The following is a 17,848-nucleotide window of genomic DNA, read 5'->3' on the forward strand; positions in this document are numbered from 1 at the left end:
CAACGGACTGCGCGCAGTCGGGCAGGCGTCCTAACGCAGACGCTTCGCGGCTGCCACCAGGGATTGACGGGTGGTCCAGTAGTCTGCCCATGGGTCCTGCGTCTGGAAGCTAAGATACTCTCTCGCGGTTTGCACCGTCCAGTGCGCACCGCTTTTCAGGTCGTGCAGTTGTTCCCACGACACTGGCATCGAAACCCCCATTCCCGGCCGTGCCCGCGCAGAAAACGCGGCAGCAGTGGTCTGCGCCTTGCCGTTGCGCAGGTAATCAACATAGATTTTGCCGACTCTATTGGCCGACCCTGACGTCGCCGAGAACCTCTCCGGTATGGTCTTCGCCATATGCCGGACAAACGCCTGCGAAAACGCCTTCACCGATTTGTAGTCCAGCCGGGGCGTCAGCGGCACGACAATATGCAGTCCTTTGCCTCCACTTGTCTTCAGCCAGGCTTTCAGCTCAAGCTCCGTCAGCAACGCATGGACAAGCACAGCCGCTTCCTGAATCTGCTTCCACTTGACCCCTTCGCCCGGGTCTAGGTCAAAGATGACCCGGTCCGGTTTGTCGATTTCGAGCACCGTGGAATTCCAGGTGTGAAACTCGACGACATTCATCTGGGCCGCCGACATCAGTGCATCAGCGGTATCGACCGTCAGCAACGGCGGGTGATTCAGCCACAAATCCCGGTCATGGGCCTTCAGGCCCGGCATGGCTGTCTTTTCGGCGTGCTTCTGGAAGAACAGCTCACCCGCTATGCCGGTTGGCGCGCGGACCATGGCCACCGGCCGTTCCCTTAGGTGCGGAAGCATCCATTGAACAACGCTTTCGTAATACCGAATCAGGTCGAGCTTTGTCACGCCGCTTGTCGGGTCGACGATACGCTCTGGGTGGGTCACCCTCACATTGGAGGCAGGCGCTGGCTTCAGCGTCTCGCCAGCTTCCTGGACGACAAGACGCGCTGGCTTGTCGACGCGCAGACCCTTGAACGACGCCTGGCGCACGACCCCTTCCGCCGTCCACTCCGCGAACTCGACCTCGGCGACGAGCTCAGGCCGAACCCAGCGTTCGCTGCCAGCCGCACGCCTCGACCAGCGACTGGGCTTTGATACTGCTACGTCAAACGGAGACGCATCCCGCTCGAGCGGCATCAGGCGCACCCATAGGTCACGGCCAGTACGGGCGTTCCAACCGGTGCCGACGCTGCCCGCGTCGTGGAGCTTTTTTCCAACGTAGTATCCAAGCAGGAGGCTACCAACTTCACCGTCCTTGCCGCCCCGGGCCGTAAAGCCGCAAACAACCAGTTCCTGTCGCAACCGGCACTTTGCCTTCAACCATGTCTGCGTCCTTCCTGACTCGTATCTCGCGTCGCGAGATTTCAGCATCAGGCCTTCGAGACCCAGACCAGCCGCCGCCTCAAATATCTGGGCCACCGGCGCGTCGAAGTCCTGGCTGAAACGTATGCGGTCGCCTTCATCGTTGAGCATTTTTGAAAGCAGCGCGCGGCGCGCCCACAGCGGGACGTTCCTGAGGTCCATGCCATCGAAGTAGGGGAGGTCGAACAGAAAATAGATAATTTCCTGATTCTTCGCGCCGTCTATAGCATTTTGGAGAGCGCCGAAATCTGGCAGCCCGTTGCTCAGCACGACGATTTCGCCGTCCAGCCATCCACTCGGAACGGGCAGCTTGGCGACCTCCGCAGCCAGACTTGCGAGCTTCGTTGTCCAGTCGTGGCCGCCGCTTGTGAACAGGCGCACGCGACCTTTGTCGACGCGGGCGAGCATTCTGTAGCCATCTAGTTTGCTTTCAGTTATCCAATCACCGCTCGTTGGGAGCGACGAAGCCGACGTCGCGCGCTGCGGTTCGAGCTTGGCGGGGAGCGGCGCGCTCGTGGCGGCAGACAGGTCTAGTTCCTGGTTGCTCCTTCGCACCGGTCGCACGACTTTCGGCTCCCGCTCTTCGAGCAGCCCCAGTGGCTTGGCGGTGACGCTGTCTGGAAGCGCCTTGATGACATCGTATTTCGCCAGCGGTTGTGCCCATTCGTCGCGTTTCTTGAAGAGCATCCACTGGTCCTGTTTGTCGTCTGGCTTGGAGATGCGAACCAGTTCCCACAAACCTGCGAGCTTCTCGCCATGGAGTTGGAAAATCAGCTTGCCGGCGCTTAATGCCTTTCTCGGGTCACCGACTGGCTCCCAGGTCCCCCGGTCCCAGACAATGACGGTACCCGCGCCGTACTGCCGAGGTGGTATTGTTCCTTCGAACGTCGCGTATTCGAGGGGATGGTCCTCAACGTGGATGGCGATTCGCTTTTCCTTTGGGTCGTAGCAGAGCCCTTTAGGCAAAGCCCAGGAGACCAGCACGCCATCCAGCTCAAGGCGGAAATCATAGTGAAGGCGACTGGCCCAGTGCTTCTGAACAACGAAACCAAGGTCCGCTGACCCGCTTGTGGCGCGAGCCGATGGGGCAGGCTCGGGCGTTGCGCCGAAATCCCGCATCTTCTCGTAGCGGTTGAGAGAGGCGGATGCAACTCTGCGGCTCGTGACCATAGGTTTGGCCCGAAGAAAGCCCAACTGTAGGCGTGGTTCACGCCGGCTATCAGCCGGTCACTCAATTTGACAAGGCAATGCAAAGCCTCCGATGGCTTAGAGGACACCGGCGCACCGTCAAGGTACCACTTCTCGATGCGCCGCTTTCCGCACACAGTTTAGCTGCGGTCCTCAGCGCCCTTCAGTTCACTATGCTTGTGTGAATGCGTCGCTGCGTACTTCAGCTCGAAATGCACACCTTTGCCGCTACGTGTTGGCGGAAAATGCTCCCCTTCGACGCAAGTGACCTCGAACGTGTCTTTCCCATCATCATGCACTACCGAATAGATACCCGAAACTTTTACTATTTCACCCGGCTTGTATGAACTGTCGCCTGCCATTGTCCTTCCCCTTTAGATGTTGCAAAGCAACCATATAGCAAGCGGCGTTCCGAGACTGCGATGCCTGGGAAGGGCCTCTCTCGCGTACTCGCGAACCACGAGGCGAGCATGCAGAACTCCGATACATTGTTGAACCTGAGAAATTGCGAGCCGCTTACGTCCTGGAATTCTGGATAACTGATATAGATTGATTGCATAACTGGCACGGATTGTCCTGCTGTAACTTGTCTTCCCATAGCGCACGGGTGCAAATGACTCCGATACCAATGCTTCGCATATTGTTGCGGGGCCTTGCTGTAAACGGTACATCGCGAGCCGCTGCAAACCCGCTAGAGCTGACAGAACGAAAAGATTGATGTTCAAAACATCTTCGTTGACTGCTTAGGAGACAAGCATGAAGACAATGCGCGCCGCGCGTTTGCATACGGTCGGACAACCTTTCCAGGTTGATGAAATCCCGGTACCTGAACCTCGCCCCAACGACGTCCTTGTTAAGGTCCATGCGTGCGGTGTCGTTCCCAATCTGCACAATGTTGTCGCCTACTATCCCGAGTGGTTTCCGTTTCTCCCACTGCCCAAACTGCCCGCTATCTATGGACTTGACGCTGCCGGCATCGTTGAACAGATAGGCAGCCACGTCACTGGCATCAAGGTGGGTGACCGTGTCTACGTAAATCCCGGCCTTTCTTGTGGCAGTTGCCCCGCATGCCGCAGACGCGACAATACGAACTGTCCCGCATACACTTTCCAAGGGTATTTCGGTTTTGGTCAGGGCTCGCAGAAGCTCTTTGAAGACTATCCCTACGGCGGCTTTAGCGAATATCTGACCGCTCCGGCCGACAATCTGGTGAAGCTTCCCGAATCAATCTCATTCGAGCAAGGTGCGCGTTTCGGATATATCGGTACGGCCTATGCGGGTCTGCGCCGCGCCTCACTAGAGGCAGGTCAGACGCTTGTCATCGACGGCGCGACTGGCACGCTGGGCTTGGGCGGTACGCTTTGTGCGCTAGGCATGGGTGTCAGAACAATCTTCGCAACCGGACGTAACCGCGAGTTGCTAGCCCAACTGAAAGCCCTCGCGCCTGAGCGCATTCATCCGGTGCCGCTAGGTGACCGTAGTGTTCATGATGTTGTGATGGAAGCGACAGATGGATATGGCGTCGATGCTGTGTTGCAGTGTCTGGGACCTAACGCACCGGTATCGAATGTCCTTGATTCATTCTCGGCGTTGCGCCGCGGCGGCAAAGCAGTTTCAATCGGTGGCGTCTCCGACCCGATTCCGCTTGAGCCGTTCCCACTCATGTGCCAGCAAAAATCGCTCATTGGTTCGCTATGGTTCACGCCTGCCGAAGGCGAAAACATGGCAGCAATGGCTGATTCGGGGACACTCGACCTTTCTGTCTTCGAGCATGAGGTGTTCAAGCTCGAGCAAATCAATGAAGCGCTCCACGCGGTCGACCATCGTCATGGTGGCTTCACGAACGTCGTCATCAACCCAACGTTGATTTGAGCGGAGGTTGTCATGACCAGACGTCTCGTCACCGGGCACGACGCCAACGGCGCATCCGTCATCATGAGCGAGGGGGAATCCCCTTGGGGCGCCTCATTTAGCTCGATTCCGGGCTTTGCCGTTTCGATGCTGTGGGCAACAGATGGTGCCGGAATCAGCGCCACGGACGTGTTTCCGGATTCCGGAGCACCGCCTGAGTCGTGGGTGCCTGGTCCGGGAGGAAGCCGACTGCTGATTGCAACCTTTCCGCCTGACAGTGTGATGGCATCGGATGCATTTGACGGCGTGGCAGCGCACCGGGAGCAGATGGAAAAAATCCCAGGCCTAGCCGAGGCATTCGAGGCCGACAACCCAGGCATGCATAAGACCGCGACACTCGACTACGGCGTGGTCCTGTCCGGTTCCATCGTGCTTGAGCTTGATAACGGACAGTCACGCGAACTCAAAGCGAACGACGTCGTCGTGCAGCGTGCAACGCGCCACGCATGGCGAAATCCTGGCAACAGTCCTGCAATTGTTCTGTTCGTCCTTATGGGCTCATCGTATCAAAGCTGACTGACGACGTGGGAACTCCGGAGCATTGAATCCGCCGGAGGTCCAACCTCCCACGCCGCATTGGTCGCCTGACTTTTCATCAAAAATCTCTGCCCGCATCTCGCGGGCGGTGCAGGCACGCCTGCGCCCATAAAAAGGAAAGTTTCATGGTTAAGAGATTACTTCTCGTCGCGCTAGCTGCAATTCCGCTCCAGTCCCACGCGCAGAGTTCTGTTACGTTGTTCGGCCTTCTCGACGAAGGCGTGAGCTTCGTAAGCAACTCGGGAGGCCATCATCTTGTACAGATGGCTTCGGGCATTCAGGCACCGAACCTAATCGGCCTGCGTGGAATCGAGGACCTCGGAGGCGGATATTCGGCCTTCTTCGTCCTCGACTCGCAGCCCGACCTGAACACGGGAAAACAGAGCGGTGGCGCATTCACCGGCCGGGAGTCATACGTCGGACTTGCGTCGCCGTATGGCTCGTTGTCGATGGGGCGCCAGTTTGACTATATGTTCGATAATCTGTCCATTGCTCGGTGGGGACATCAGATACCGTTCGTCAGTCTCTACCAGTTGCCAGGGGGGCCATTTGCCAAGCTCGGCGCGCCCCTCGGCACGTTCGACATCACGCGTATCGCCGGCGGAGAGGCCACGCCGAATTCGGTCAAGTTTACATCGAAGACTTACGCAGGCTTCAACTTCGGCGCGATGTATGGCTTCAGCAATATGGCGGGCGAGACTGGCAGCAACAACCTTTCAAGCTTCGGCGCGAACTACGACAATGGCCCGTTGCGGTTGAACGCTGCCTACACCTACTCGAAAGAAGACGGAATCAATGATGGTCATTCCGGTATCCGAAACTTTGGTGCAGGAGGTCGTTACGACTTCGGCGTGTTCGCTCTGGATGCCCTCTATACGAACACGCGCAACACATTTACGAACGGCCATGTAGACAGCTACGAGGTTGGGGGCCTGATAACATTCGCGCCGGACATCTTTCTCTACGCAAACTACATCTACGCAAAAGGTAACGGTGAGCTCGACAACACTCACTCAAACCAGGGGGGGCTGACTCTTGACTACCTCCTGTCGAAACGGACTGACGTCTACGTAAATGCCATCTATCAGCGTGCCAGCGGAACAGACGCTGTCGCATCGGTCAACGGTACATTTGCAACGTCTTCCGGTCAGAATCAGACTGTTCTGCGGCTAGGGATGCGAACTCTATTCTAAGAACCCGTGAGGCAACTGACTGGCGTGTTTCGCGCCGGTCAGTTCATCACAGGTTCTCTATACGCTAACAATTCCTCAGGTTTCTTCGAGCACTTCGTCTGCGGAGGTCTCGTACGTCTTCTTCAGTCGCTCGGCTCCAAGCCAGATGCCGCTACTCACGATTTCATCCACCAGTTGGAAGATGAGTCGCTGACCTTCCCGTACGGCTTGCGAGTGAGAGCGCGCCGTGTTCTCGCAAAGAGCCCAGGTCATGTAAGCACCGCGAATCGGACTCCAGGACAATGACTCTTCCCAGTATGGGTTGCCGCTTACTGCACAACATGGCGTGATGGTATCGGCCACTCCTTGGCGCGCAAGCTCCATGGAAAGATGCATGGCGTCGATTTCGAAAAGCGTCCTCAAATCATGGCCGCGCCGCGATAGAGCATTCTCAATGGTAGTTCGAATGACGTTGGGTTTTCCGGGCAATGCGAACTGCAGGTCTTCGAGTCGGGACAGCGCCACAGGCTTGTCAGGCTGAAGCCCTGCCTCTTTTTGTCCAACAAGAATAAGTGGCTCCCGGATAAGAGGTGTGTGCACGTAACCCTGCGGCGGCGACCCCTCGAACGGAACGATAGCAAGGTCCAGCATCCCCGAGTGCATGACTTCACGCAGTTCGTGGCTGGCGCCCTCGTGCACTCGCAACGAAACCCCCGGATATTCGGCTACCAGACGCGGAACGTACTTCGACGTGAACAGGTAGCGCCAGGATGGCGCAATGCCGATAGACAACTGGCCCGCTGCGCGGTCGCCAACCTGTTCGACGAGTTTTGTCAGTTGACGCAAGATTGGCCGCGCGCGTTCAAGCAATAGCGTCCCTGCGTCTGTGAGCATCACCCCACCTTGGGTCCGGGTGAAGAGCTTGGCCCGTACCTGATGCTCCAGCAGCGCGATATGGCGCGAAAGCGCAGGCTGAGAAAGCCGCAGGTCGGTCGCTGCCTTATTAATGCTCCCAAGCTCTGCAACGCGCAGAAAATACTCAATCAGCCGCGAGTCCACATCCGTCTCCGTTAGGCCATTTCTGTGCAACTTAGGCCTTGGTTATCCATAAAACGATTATACGTCCGGCCCGCCTCAACGTTCGAATCGGGGATTTCCCTGAACCCGGTTAGCCCCGATTGCCAACCAGAAGAAATGTATAGGGCGCTGAATTTAAAGGCTAATCCCGTCTAAACATAGGGTTTTAACCGATAAACGAAAATCGGATGGACTCTATAGAAAACACGCATTATCCGGATAACACCTGTCTCGCTAACATTTGTTCAACGTTTCGCCAGTGCCAACCGAACAGCGGCAGCAGCGAAGCAGACCGGCCGTCGAGCCGGCCGTGCGGAATGCACGGATGATTGAACATAGGAGACAGACCGTGACACTGGCTGTGCTTGGTGCATCCCATACGCCGTTGATGCAAGACGGAGTCGCTTCAGAGGACGTCCGCGCCGCTGTTAAGCAAGGATTTGCCTCCCTTGCAAAGAGAGCAGAAGGATTCGCGCCGGACCTTCTCATTCAGTTCGCGCCGGACCACTTCAATGGATTTTTCTACGAGCTTATGCCGAGCTTCTGCATCGGCGTAAATGCGACTTCGCTCGGCGACTGGGACACGTCCACAGGGACCCTTCCCGTTGCTTCTGACGACGCAGTGCGGCTGAGCGAGGCATTGATTGAAGACGGCCTGGACATCGCGGTTTCTTACCGCATGGAAGTGGACCACGGCTTCGTCCAAATCTGGGAGCGCATGTTCGGCTCATTCAGTCGCTTCCCAACGATTCCAATATTCATCAACTGTGCGGCGCCGCCGCTCCCGACGTTCAAGCGTGCTCGCCTCCTCGGCGAAGCGGTGGGCCGATGGGCAGCAGCATCCGGCAAGCGTGTGCTGATTTCGGCATCGGGAGGTTTGTCACACGACCCGCCGACGCCGAGCATCGTCACCGCGCCTGACGAAGTGAAGGAGCGGCTAATCAGCGGCCGACATCCGTCGCAAGACGTGCAGCGTGCGCGAGTCGAGCGCGTGCTTGCAGCGGGGGCCCGGGCGGTTGACGGCACCCCGGAGATTCTCCCAGTAGACCCCGAGTGGGACAAAGCTTTCATCGAACAATTGCAGCGCGGGAACTTGAGAGATTTCGATTCATTAACCACCAAAGAAGTCCGCGAAAAAGCCGGACGCGGTGGTCCCGAAGTTCTGGCTTGGGTTGCTGCGTTCGCAGCACTGTCTGTGAATGGCGACTACAAGGCCGACCTTATTTACTACCAGGCGATTCAAGGATGGATTGCCGGCATGGCAATGATGTTCGCCGAATCCAAGGCGCCACGCGTTTGACGCGGCTACGATTTTAGGAGATGAGTCATGGGTATCAGAACAGGCAAGCAGTTCATTGAAGGATTGAGGAGTCGGCCGCGTGACGTATGGGTCCGGGGCGAACGCGTCGACGACGTAACGACACATCCGGCTTTCAAAGGTGCTGTCGAACAACTCGCCGCGCTATACGACACGCAGCATGACCCCGAACTGCAGGACAAGGTCACCTACGTCGTCCCGGAAACTGGTGAACGTGCAGGCTTGGCATTCATGCCCGCGAAATCTGCTGCGGACCTGCGCAAGCGCCGTGAAGCCTATCGCATCTGGGCCGAGACAAACTTTGGACTGATGGGCCGTTCACCCGACTTCATGAACGTCACGCTCCTCGCTTTTTGGGAAGCTCGTCACGACTTCGCGAAGGGCGGCCAGAAGTTCGCGGACAACATCGTGAAGTATTACGAGTACATCCGCGACAACGACCTGTTTCTGAGCCACGCGCTTATCACGCCGCAGAACGACCGCTCCAAGCAGTCGTCCGAACAGGCCAGCATGCACCTGCGCGTCGTGAAAGAAACCACCGAAGGCATCTACGTAAGCGGCGCTCGCATGATTGCGACGCTGGGTCCGGTGTCGGACGAAATGATTATGTACAACCTGCCGCAGTTCAAGGCAGGCGACGAAGACCACGCGCTCATCTTTGCCGTGCCGACGGATGTGAAGGGCATGCGTCAGATTTCGCGCGACCCGTATCACGTCGACGCACACGAAAGCTACGACCATCCGCTGTCGACGCGTTTCGAGGAAAACGACTCACTTCTCATCTTCGATAACGTCTTCGTCCCTTGGGACCGTGTCTTCTGCTATCGCCAGGTTGAGCTCTCGAACCAGCTGTACACGCACACCGGCGTGCGGAATCACACCGCACATCAGACAAACACCCGCGCGCTCATCAAGATGCAGTTCTCGGTCGGTCTGGCCATCGCAGTAGCGAAGTCCATCAAGGCTGACCAGTTCCTGCACGTGCAGCAGATGTTGGGCGAACTGCTCGGCTACATCGAACAGGTCAAGAGCGCCCTCGTGCGGTCCGAGTATGAATCGGAACCAACCGAAGTCGGCACGGTACGCCCGAGCCTTGCACCGCTGCAGGCAATCCGCACGATGCTTCCTACCGCGTATCCGCGCGTCATCGAAGTGCTACAAACCATCGGTGCGGGTGGCTTCATGCTGATGCCGAGCGGAGCCGACTTCCGCGCGCCGGAGCTGTCGGACGACCTCGCGCTGTATTACCAGGGCGCTGGCGGTATGCCGTCGGTCGAGCGCGTAAAGCTCTTCAAGCTGGCCTGGGACCTTGCCGGAGAAGCATTCGGCCAGCGCCTCGTGCAATACGAGCGCTACTACGCTGGCGACCCCGTTCGCAATCTCGCATTGAACTATCTCAGCAACCGCAATCCCGACATGCAACGTCTGGTCGACAAGGCACTTGCGCTCGCCGGTGACCCGAATGCTCCGGCGACAGTTGCCGAGCCAACCAACAACGAACTCGCAACGGAAGTGAATTCATGAGCGATACCCGCCCCTCCAATTTTTCGAGCGTCTGGGCCGACCTGCGCGGCGTCACATTCAGTCAGGGCTACCTCGACGCTGACGGCATCAAGACCAGGTATATCTCGTCTGGCACGCCGGACAAGCCGCTGCTGCTTTGCCTGCACGGGGTAGGCGGTCATGCCGAAGCTTATTCGCGAAATTTTGGACCGCATGGTGAGCACTTCTGGGTCGTGGCTATCGACATGCTCGGCCACGGCTGGACGGACAAGCCGGAAATCAATTACCAGGTCAAAGACTACGCCGACCACGTACTTGCGGTGTTGAAGGCGCTCGGCCGCGAGCGGGCGCACATCACCGGTGAATCACTCGGTGGTTGGGTTGCGACATATCTTGCGGTGCACCACCCCGAGGTTGTCGACCACCTGGTGCTGAACACCGCCGGCGGCTGGACGGCGCACCCCGAAGTCATGGCTCGCCTGAAAAGCCTGTCGAACCAGGCTGCTGAAGACCCCAGCTGGGAACGTATCAAGACCCGCCTCGAATTCCTGATGTGCGACAAGAGCACGGTTAGCGATGACCTCATCGAAACACGGCGCAGCATCTATTCGCAACCCGGGTTCGCCGACACGATGAAGCGAATCATGTGCCTGCAGGAAATGGAAATCCGCCGCCCGAACATGATTACCGAAGAGCAGTACCGGTCAATCAAGTCTCCGTCGCTGGTGGTCTGGACTTCGCATGACCCGACGGCAACACCTGCGGAAGGTAAGGAAATCTCGGAAATGATTCCGAACTGTAAATACGTCGTTATGAATGAGTGCGGTCACTGGCCTCAGTTCGAAGACGCCGAACTGTTCAATCGACTCCATATTGATTTCCTGCTCGACAAGTGACGGAGGGTGGTTCCATCGACGGGACCACAACCCAACGACCAAAGCCTGCGATTAAGGATTTAATCATGTCAGAAACCAACCGGGTCGCCGACGCACAACCGGCCGCAGCAAGCGTCCGAGCGGACGCCTTTCGCCACGCGCTTGGCCATTTCGCAACTGGCATTACGGTGATTTCCGCGGTCGACGCTCAAGGGACCCCGTACGGGGCGACGGTCAGCTCCTTCTCGTCACTGTCGCTTGACCCGCCGCTCATCCAGTGGAGCCTGACGACGAAGTCGTATTCGTATCCCATCTTCAGTCAGGCAAAGCACTTCGCGGTGAACATCCTCGCGTCCAACCAGGAAGACGTCTCCCGGACTTTCTGCAAGCCGATTGACCGATTCTCACAAGTCGAATCGTTTCTCGGACTAGAGGGTTTGCCTCTCGTAGCTGGTTGCCTCGGCTGGATTGAGTGCAGCCTCGAGCGCGAAATCGAAGCGGGCGACCACACTATTTTTGTTGGGCGCGTGATGCGTACCCGAGTGGCCGACAAATCGCCGCTGGTGCACTGGCGCGGCTGCTATCACCCGCTTGAGGTCGACCCTGTCTGTTAGTCGCCACCAACGCAAGCATTGAGAAGAGGTTTTCATGTCTGACGCAACCATTGAGCGACAGCCAGCCAGCGCGACGAGCATTGAAGCGCTGGCTGCTGAGATTCGCAACTGCTACGAAACCGGGCAGACGATTGGCCCCCTGCGCTCGCGCACCTTGTCTGACGATGTCGATACGGCGTACGCGATTCAGGACGCAAATACGAAATTTTTCGAGGCACAAGGCCGGCGCCTCATCGGTCGAAAAATCGGATTGACCTCGAAGGTCGTGCAAGCACAACTCGGCGTCGACCAGCCCGACTTCGGAATGCTGTTCGCTGACATGGCTGCGGGGGAAGGCGAGCCTATCGCAGTTAGCCGCCTGCATCAGCCGAAGGTGGAAGCGGAGGTGGCGCTCATCCTGGCCGAGGACCTTGACATTCAGACGCCTACAGTTGCCGACCTGATTCGCGCGACGGCGTATGTCCTGCCGGCACTGGAAATCGTCGGCAGCCGTATTGCCAATTGGGACATCCGGTTCTTTGACACCGTAGCTGATAACGCTTCATCCGGAATGTTTGTGCTCGGCGGCCCCGCACGTCGTATCCAAGACCTCGACTTGCGTGGCCTGCAGATGACGATGCGCCGCGAACACGATGGGGTAACGACCGGCCCGAATGTTGTATCGACCGGCTGCGGCGCAGCGTGTCTCGGCCATCCGCTCAACGCAGCTGTCTGGCTCGCAGGCGAAATCGCCCGCCGCGGCCGCCCGCTCAAAGCCGGTGATGTCGTGCTGACCGGCGCACTGGGTCCCATGGTCCCGGTCAACGCTGGTGACACGTTTGTCGCCCAACTGTCCGGACTCGGCGAAGTCACGGCGAAATTCGTTTAAGAGGTATCTATGTCCAAAACCAAGGTAGCCATCATCGGTTCCGGCAATATCGGCACTGACCTGATGATAAAAGTGCTTCGCTTGTCTGACGTTCTTGAAATGGGCGCCTTCGTTGGCATCGACCCCGAGTCCGACGGCCTGAAGCGTGCAGAACGTATGGGTGTGCCCATCACGGCAGAAGGCATCGACGGACTGACACGTCTGCCCAATTTTCAGGAAATCAAAATCGTTTTTGATGCGACTTCGGCTGGAGCTCACAAGAAGCACGACGCGGTACTGCAATCATTCGGGAAGCGCGTCATCGACCTCACGCCGGCCGCGATTGGGCCTTTCACCGTGCCGTGCGTGAATGGCGAACAGAATCTCGACGCCCCGAACGTGAACATGGTGACATGCGGCGGCCAGGCAACCATTCCTATTGTTGCTGCCGTGAGCGCGGTCTCGAACGTCCCCTATGCCGAAATCGTTGCATCGATTTCGTCGCGTTCCGCAGGCCCCGGTACTCGCGCCAACATCGACGAGTTTACCGAAACGACGTCACAGGCAATCGAGAAGGTCGGGGGCGCAAAGCGCGGTAAGGCAATCATCGTCCTCAATCCGGCGGAGCCGCCGCTCATCATGCGTGACACGGTCTATTGCCTCTGCGAAAGCACAGACGAAGAAGCGGTCACTGCGTCGATTGAGGCAACCGTCGCCAAAGTTAAATCGTACGTCCCTGGTTACCGGATGAAGCAGAAGGTCCAGTTCCAGCATTACACCGACGAGAACCCGCTCTTCATTGCGGAACTCGGCCGCTCGTTCACCGGGATGAAGGTCACGGTGTTCCTCGAAGTCGAAGGTGCCGCCCACTATCTGCCTGCCTACGCCGGCAATCTCGACATCATGACTTCGGCAGCGCTGGCCACGGCCGAGAGCATTGTCCGTCGCCAGAAACACGAAAGCACCGCCGCGGAGGCTGTATGAACAAGGAAGTCAAACCCAAGCTGTACATCCAGGACGTAACGCTGCGCGACGGTATGCACGCCGTGCGCCATCAATACAGTCTTGACCATGTCCGTGCAATCGCCCGCGCGCTGGATGCGGCAAAGGTCGATGCCATTGAAGTCGCCCACGGTGACGGTCTTTCCGGCTCGAGCTTCAATTACGGCTTCGGTGCCTGCACAGACTGGGCGTGGATTGAGGCAACCGCTGAGGTCATCACGCACGCAAAGCTGACCACGCTTCTCATTCCTGGCATCGGTACTACTCACGACCTCAAGCGCGCATACGAATCGGGCGTGCGTTCCGTTCGCGTCGCCACGCATTGCACCGAAGCAGACGTGTCGAAGCAGCACATCGAATACGCCCGCGAACTCGGCATGGATGTCTCCGGCTTTCTGATGATGTCGCACATGCTGGAACCGGCCAAGCTCGCCCAGCAGGCGAAGCTCATGGAATCGTACGGCGCGCATTGCGTGTATGTCACGGACTCCGGCGGAGCCATGACTATGGATGACACCGCGGCACGTTTTCGCGCCTACGACGAAGTGCTCAAACCGGAGACCGAGCGCGGCATCCACGCACACCACAACCTCTCGCTCGGTGTGGCGAACTCGGTTGTGGCCGTTCAGAACGGCGCAATTCGTGTCGACGCAAGCCTCGCGGGTATGGGAGCAGGTGCCGGCAACGCTCCGCTCGAGGTGTTCATTGCTGCGGCCGATGTCTATGGCTGGGAACACGGCACGGACCTTTTCGCGCTAATGGACGCTGCCGAGGAACTGGTGCGCCCGCTTCAGGACCGTCCAGTCCGAGTGGACCGGGAGACGCTGAGCCTGGGTTACGCCGGCGTCTATTCGAGTTTCCTGCGACACGCTGAGACTGCGGCAAAGCAGTATGGGCTCGACACGCGAACCATCCTCATTGAGTTGGGCAAGCGAAAAATGGTCGGCGGCCAAGAAGACATGATTGTCGACGTTGCCCTCGACCTGGTTGCACGGCAGAAGGAAGCAGTCTGAAGCAAAGGCATTAAGGCACCGGGCCCTCGATGGTCCGGTGACAAACAACAAAAAAATAATCTATCCACGTTTGGAGGAAGACATGCACGAATACCTCGCTTCGAATTCTGATTCCAGCCTGCTAAAAAAGCGGGCGTATCGAAAAATCTGGTGGCGCATCATCCCCTTGCTCTTTGTGTGTTACGGGATTGCATTCATCGACCGTATCAACCTGGGATTCACCAAGCTCCAGATGACCGATGCCCTCGGCATCAATCCCACGTGGTATGGCATCGCGGCGGGGGCGTTCTTTGTCACCTATTCGCTGTGCGAGATGCCAAGCAACATCCTGCTTGCGAAATGGGGCGCCCGGCGAACGTTTGTGCGCATCATGGTTCTCTGGGGTCTTGCTACTGTCGCTACAGCGTTTGTTCTGACAGTGGGACACCTCATCACTCTGCGCCTGCTTCTAGGTGCGTTCGAGGCCGGCTTCCTGCCGGGCATCGTTCTTTACCTCACATTCTGGTTTCCCGCGAGCATGCGGGCCCGCGTGACCGCTGTCATCTTCGTAGCGAACGCTGCTGCAGGGGCTATCGCCGCCCCGTTGAGCGGCTGGATTTTGACGTCGTTGAATGGCGCCCTGGGCATGGCCGGATGGAAATGGGTGTTCATCGTGCAAGGGCTTCCCGCATGCGTGCTGGGCGTTGTCTGCTTCCTGACATTGCGCGACCGTCCGGACGACGCTGAATGGTTGACCGCAGAGGAGAAAGCAGCGGTCAAAGCAGACCTTGCTTCGGAGGTTGTCGTTTTGCCAGACCACTCCTTCGGCGTCTTTCGCCAGGTTGCGGGCAACCCGGTGAACTATCTGGTCGCCTTCCTGTTCTTCACAGCAATCTGCAGCAACTATCTGCTCTTCTTCTGGCTGCCCACGATTGTGAAGGAAAGCGGTGTTGCTTCGCTCGTGAACGTGGGACTGTTAAGCGCCATCCCGTTGGCTATGGGATTCATTGGCGCCATCTTGCTGAGCTGGAGCTCCGACTGGCTGAAAGAACGACGCTGGCACCTCACGCTCTGCTTCTGCCTTATCGCGCTCGGTCTGATTGCGAGCACCACGACTCATTCGTTGCCGCTGATGCTCCTTTCGTTTGCAGTCGCCAGCTTCGCGACGGGGGCGAGCGGTCCACTCATCTGGGCTATTCCACCGTCATATCTTGGCAAAAAGGCTGCGCCCGTCGGCATCGCATTCATTAGCACGCTGGGCAACATCGGCGCCTTTGCGAGTCCGCCGCTTCTTGGCTACATCAAGACCGCGACGGGCAGCCTGACAAATGGCGTACTGGCGATTGCAGCATTGTCTGCGGTCGGCGCCATCTGCATCGCCTTCGCCTTCCCGGAAAGGGTCGTACGGGTTGCCAGGAAAGACGCTGTTGAAACCGCTTGAGTAAATCGCCAATCGTCGACATCCGACTACGTCGGGCCGAAATCTGATTGCACTGGAACGGACGTGGTGGCCAAAGTGGTCTCCGCGTCCCGGCGCCCGAAAAGCGGGTGCGCGGCCCGCGGCCAGTGCCCATGGATGCTGTTTGTTTGATTATTAAAAGCCTAGGAAGCAATTATGGGAACCAACACTGAATTTGACACCGACGTGGTCATTGTCGGCTCTGGCCCGATGGGCGCCACCACAGCACTTGCACTGGCGACGTACGGGGTTCGCGCGCATATGGTTTCGCGGTTCAACTGGCTGGCCGACACACCACGCGCGCACATTACCAACCAGCGAACGATGGAGGTCTACCGCGACCTGCAGATTGAAGAAGAAGTGCTTCGCCATGCCACGGCGTGGGACCAGATGGGCGATAGTCTCTTCGCCACAAGTCTGGCCGGCGAGGAACTGATTCGCCTGCGTGCGTGGGGTACTGGTGATGCACGCCACGGTGACTATGTTCAAGGGAGCCCTTGCAACGTCGTCGACATCATTCAGCCGGAGATGGAGCCAATCCTGTTTAAAAATGCCGCACAGCGGGGGGCTACGTTCTCGACCAATACCGAGTATCTGTCGCACGAGCAGGACGAGAGCGGCGTGACTGTGCAACTGCAAGACCGCATTACCGGGCGCGAATATTCAATGCGCGCCAAGTACCTCGTAGGTGCCGACGGTGCGCGCTCTAAAGTCGTTGAAGAGCTTGACCTGAAAATCGAAGGTCAGATGGCACGCGCAGGTACCGCCTATGTCATCTTCAATGCGGACCTGACGCGCTACGTGAAGCATCGCCCAAGCATCCTTCACTGGATTGTCAGCCCGGACGCTGCATTCGGCGAGATTGGCCTCGGACTGCTCCGCGCGGTCAAACCGTGGACCCAGTGGATTGCCGGTTGGGGCTTCGATATATCCAAGGGTGAACCGGACCTCAGCGAGGAGACGGTTCTGAGCAAGATTCGAATTTTGGTTGGTGACCCGGACCTCGAGGTCGACATTGTCCGCAAATCGGTCTGGTATGTGAACCAGGCCTATGCAACCACCTACTCCAAAGGCCGCGTATTCGCAGGCGGAGATGCAACTCATCGTCACCCACCCTCCAGCGGACTCGGGTTGAACACGTGCGTCCAGGATGGCTTCAATCTCGCCTGGAAGCTTGCATATGTACTGAAGGGCTACGCGGGTGCCCAACTGCTTGAGACGTATTCACCCGAGCGGGCACCCGTGGGAAAGCAGATTGTTTTGCGCGCGAATCAGTCCCGTCTCGACTATGCACCCATCAAGGCGGTATTCAGCGTCGAAGGTGCAGAAAATCCGGTGGCGGCTGGCATCGCGCGATTCAAGGACCCCGGGCCCGAAGGCGCCAAGGCGCGTCAGGCGGCTCAGGAAGCTCTGGAACTCAAGAACCGTGAATTCAACGCGCAAGGCGTTGAGATGAACCAGCGATACAACTCCTCGGCGGTCATCCCGGATGGGCAGGTGGGCGAGGAGGAATGGAAACGCGACCAGGAGCTTTATCTGCAGGCGACCAGCCGGCCGGGCGCCAAGATTCCGCACGCGTGGCTCATTGATAAAACCGGGCACCGTGTGTCCACCCTCGACGTTACGGGCAAAGGCAAATTCACGCTTGTTACTGGCCTGTCTGGCGGCGCATGGGTTAAGGCCGCCGACGAGCTCGATTTGCCTTTCTTGCAAACGGTTGTCACCGGCGCGAATGATACGCAGGACCCTTACTGCGACTGGCAGCGTGTTCGCGAAACTTCAGAAGCGGGAGCGCTTCTCGTTCGTCCCGATGGATACATAGCGTGGCGCCAAGGCGAGAACGTATTCGACGCCGCGATGGCGAAAGAATTTCTTCAGTCCGCACTTTCAGCCGTTCTCGGCAGCATGAAGTCGGTCGCTGGACACGCGGTTTGAACCAGGCATTTTGAGCGATTTAAATCATTTTGTAGGAGCAAGGATTTCAC

At 58.1% G+C, this 17,848-nt stretch carries 15 protein-coding genes; 12 read left to right on the forward strand and 3 right to left on the reverse strand.

Features of this window, described 5'->3' with window-relative positions:
• Window positions 1-30: 30 nt before the first annotated feature.
• Together ligD and LMG28727_RS19085 are read right to left on the reverse strand one after the other, a co-directional pair.
• The gene (gene ligD / locus LMG28727_RS19080; protein ID WP_201643864.1) at window positions 31-2,538 is read right to left on the reverse strand and encodes a DNA ligase D; all 2,508 of its coding nucleotides are present in this window, start codon (window positions 2,536-2,538) and stop codon (window positions 31-33) included.
• A 158-nt stretch (window positions 2,539-2,696) separates the two neighbouring features.
• Window positions 2,697-2,918: a hypothetical protein gene (locus LMG28727_RS19085; protein WP_201643865.1), complete on the reverse strand. Its 222-nt coding sequence runs from the start codon at window positions 2,916-2,918 to the stop codon at window positions 2,697-2,699.
• A 394-nt stretch (window positions 2,919-3,312) separates the two neighbouring features.
• On the opposite strand from LMG28727_RS19085, the gene LMG28727_RS19090 reads away from it, so the two are divergent.
• The 3 genes from LMG28727_RS19090 to LMG28727_RS19100 all read left to right on the forward strand — a co-directional run bounded on the left by LMG28727_RS19090 (window position 3,313) and on the right by LMG28727_RS19100 (window position 6,197).
• Window positions 3,313-4,428, forward strand: a complete 1,116-nt coding sequence (locus LMG28727_RS19090) for an alcohol dehydrogenase catalytic domain-containing protein (RefSeq protein WP_201643866.1) — start codon at window positions 3,313-3,315, stop codon at window positions 4,426-4,428.
• Between the two features lie 12 nt (window positions 4,429-4,440).
• Window positions 4,441-4,983 (forward strand): cupin domain-containing protein, encoded by a 543-nt coding sequence (locus tag LMG28727_RS19095; protein WP_201643867.1) that lies wholly within the window; start codon window positions 4,441-4,443, stop codon window positions 4,981-4,983.
• Between the two features lie 146 nt (window positions 4,984-5,129).
• On the forward strand, window positions 5,130-6,197 hold the full coding sequence (locus LMG28727_RS19100) for a porin (protein WP_201643868.1): 1,068 nt from the start codon (window positions 5,130-5,132) through the stop codon (window positions 6,195-6,197).
• A gap of 75 nt (window positions 6,198-6,272) precedes the next feature.
• Here the strand turns inward: LMG28727_RS19100 and LMG28727_RS19105 are convergent, their stop codons facing one another.
• Window positions 6,273-7,235, reverse strand: a complete 963-nt coding sequence (locus LMG28727_RS19105) for a LysR family transcriptional regulator (RefSeq protein ID WP_201643869.1) — start codon at window positions 7,233-7,235, stop codon at window positions 6,273-6,275.
• Window positions 7,236-7,602: 367 nt separating this feature from the next.
• Here LMG28727_RS19105 and LMG28727_RS19110 point away from each other — a divergent pair, with 367 nt between their 5' ends.
• The 9 genes from LMG28727_RS19110 to LMG28727_RS19150 all read left to right on the forward strand — a co-directional run bounded on the left by LMG28727_RS19110 (window position 7,603) and on the right by LMG28727_RS19150 (window position 17,798).
• A complete protein-coding gene (locus LMG28727_RS19110; RefSeq protein WP_201643870.1) occupies window positions 7,603-8,553 on the forward strand; it encodes a 3-carboxyethylcatechol 2,3-dioxygenase in 951 nt (316 codons plus the stop codon).
• Window positions 8,554-8,580: 27 nt separating this feature from the next.
• Entirely contained in the window at window positions 8,581-10,095 is a 1,515-nt protein-coding gene (locus tag LMG28727_RS19115) for a 4-hydroxyphenylacetate 3-hydroxylase family protein (protein WP_201643871.1), read from the forward strand.
• Window positions 10,092-10,970 (forward strand): alpha/beta fold hydrolase, encoded by an 879-nt coding sequence (locus LMG28727_RS19120; protein WP_201643872.1) that lies wholly within the window; start codon window positions 10,092-10,094, stop codon window positions 10,968-10,970. The genes LMG28727_RS19115 and LMG28727_RS19120 overlap by 4 nt, the downstream gene beginning before the upstream one ends.
• A gap of 65 nt (window positions 10,971-11,035) precedes the next feature.
• Complete coding sequence (locus LMG28727_RS19125; protein WP_201643873.1) at window positions 11,036-11,563, forward strand: flavin reductase family protein; 528 nt, start codon at window positions 11,036-11,038, stop codon at window positions 11,561-11,563.
• A gap of 34 nt (window positions 11,564-11,597) precedes the next feature.
• On the forward strand, window positions 11,598-12,431 hold the full coding sequence (mhpD, locus tag LMG28727_RS19130) for a 2-keto-4-pentenoate hydratase (protein WP_201643874.1): 834 nt from the start codon (window positions 11,598-11,600) through the stop codon (window positions 12,429-12,431).
• Window positions 12,432-12,440: 9 nt separating this feature from the next.
• A complete protein-coding gene (locus tag LMG28727_RS19135; protein ID WP_200117422.1) occupies window positions 12,441-13,394 on the forward strand; it encodes an acetaldehyde dehydrogenase (acetylating) in 954 nt (317 codons plus the stop codon).
• Entirely contained in the window at window positions 13,391-14,425 is a 1,035-nt protein-coding gene (gene dmpG, locus LMG28727_RS19140; RefSeq protein ID WP_201643875.1) for a 4-hydroxy-2-oxovalerate aldolase, read from the forward strand. The genes LMG28727_RS19135 and dmpG overlap by 4 nt, the downstream gene beginning before the upstream one ends.
• A gap of 37 nt (window positions 14,426-14,462) precedes the next feature.
• Window positions 14,463-15,845 carry an MFS transporter gene (locus LMG28727_RS19145; RefSeq protein ID WP_236592092.1) on the forward strand — a complete coding sequence of 461 codons (1,383 nt, stop codon included), beginning with the start codon at window positions 14,463-14,465 and terminating at the stop codon, window positions 15,843-15,845.
• 174 nt (window positions 15,846-16,019) lie between these two features.
• Window positions 16,020-17,798 (forward strand): FAD-dependent oxidoreductase, encoded by a 1,779-nt coding sequence (locus LMG28727_RS19150; RefSeq protein WP_201643876.1) that lies wholly within the window; start codon window positions 16,020-16,022, stop codon window positions 17,796-17,798.
• The last annotated feature ends 50 nt before the right edge of the window (window positions 17,799-17,848 follow it).

Source organism: Paraburkholderia metrosideri (assembly GCF_904848625.1).
GTDB lineage: Bacteria > Pseudomonadota > Gammaproteobacteria > Burkholderiales > Burkholderiaceae > Paraburkholderia > Paraburkholderia metrosideri.

Coding starts and splice junctions, on each gene's coding strand:
- LMG28727_RS19095 (WP_201643867.1), top strand. CDS start 4,441: ATGACCAGACGTCTCGTCACCGGGCACGACGCCAACGGCGCATCCGTC.
- LMG28727_RS19120 (WP_201643872.1), top strand. CDS start 10,092: ATGAGCGATACCCGCCCCTCCAATTTTTCGAGCGTCTGGGCCGACCTG.
- LMG28727_RS19090 (WP_201643866.1), top strand. CDS start 3,313: ATGAAGACAATGCGCGCCGCGCGTTTGCATACGGTCGGACAACCTTTC.
- LMG28727_RS19100 (WP_201643868.1), top strand. CDS start 5,130: ATGGTTAAGAGATTACTTCTCGTCGCGCTAGCTGCAATTCCGCTCCAG.
- LMG28727_RS19150 (WP_201643876.1), top strand. CDS start 16,020: ATGGGAACCAACACTGAATTTGACACCGACGTGGTCATTGTCGGCTCT.
- LMG28727_RS19115 (WP_201643871.1), top strand. CDS start 8,581: ATGGGTATCAGAACAGGCAAGCAGTTCATTGAAGGATTGAGGAGTCGG.
- ligD (WP_201643864.1), bottom strand. CDS start 2,538: ATGGTCACGAGCCGCAGAGTTGCATCCGCCTCTCTCAACCGCTACGAG.
- LMG28727_RS19135 (WP_200117422.1), top strand. CDS start 12,441: ATGTCCAAAACCAAGGTAGCCATCATCGGTTCCGGCAATATCGGCACT.
- LMG28727_RS19085 (WP_201643865.1), bottom strand. CDS start 2,918: ATGGCAGGCGACAGTTCATACAAGCCGGGTGAAATAGTAAAAGTTTCG.
- LMG28727_RS19125 (WP_201643873.1), top strand. CDS start 11,036: ATGTCAGAAACCAACCGGGTCGCCGACGCACAACCGGCCGCAGCAAGC.
- mhpD (WP_201643874.1), top strand. CDS start 11,598: ATGTCTGACGCAACCATTGAGCGACAGCCAGCCAGCGCGACGAGCATT.
- dmpG (WP_201643875.1), top strand. CDS start 13,391: ATGAACAAGGAAGTCAAACCCAAGCTGTACATCCAGGACGTAACGCTG.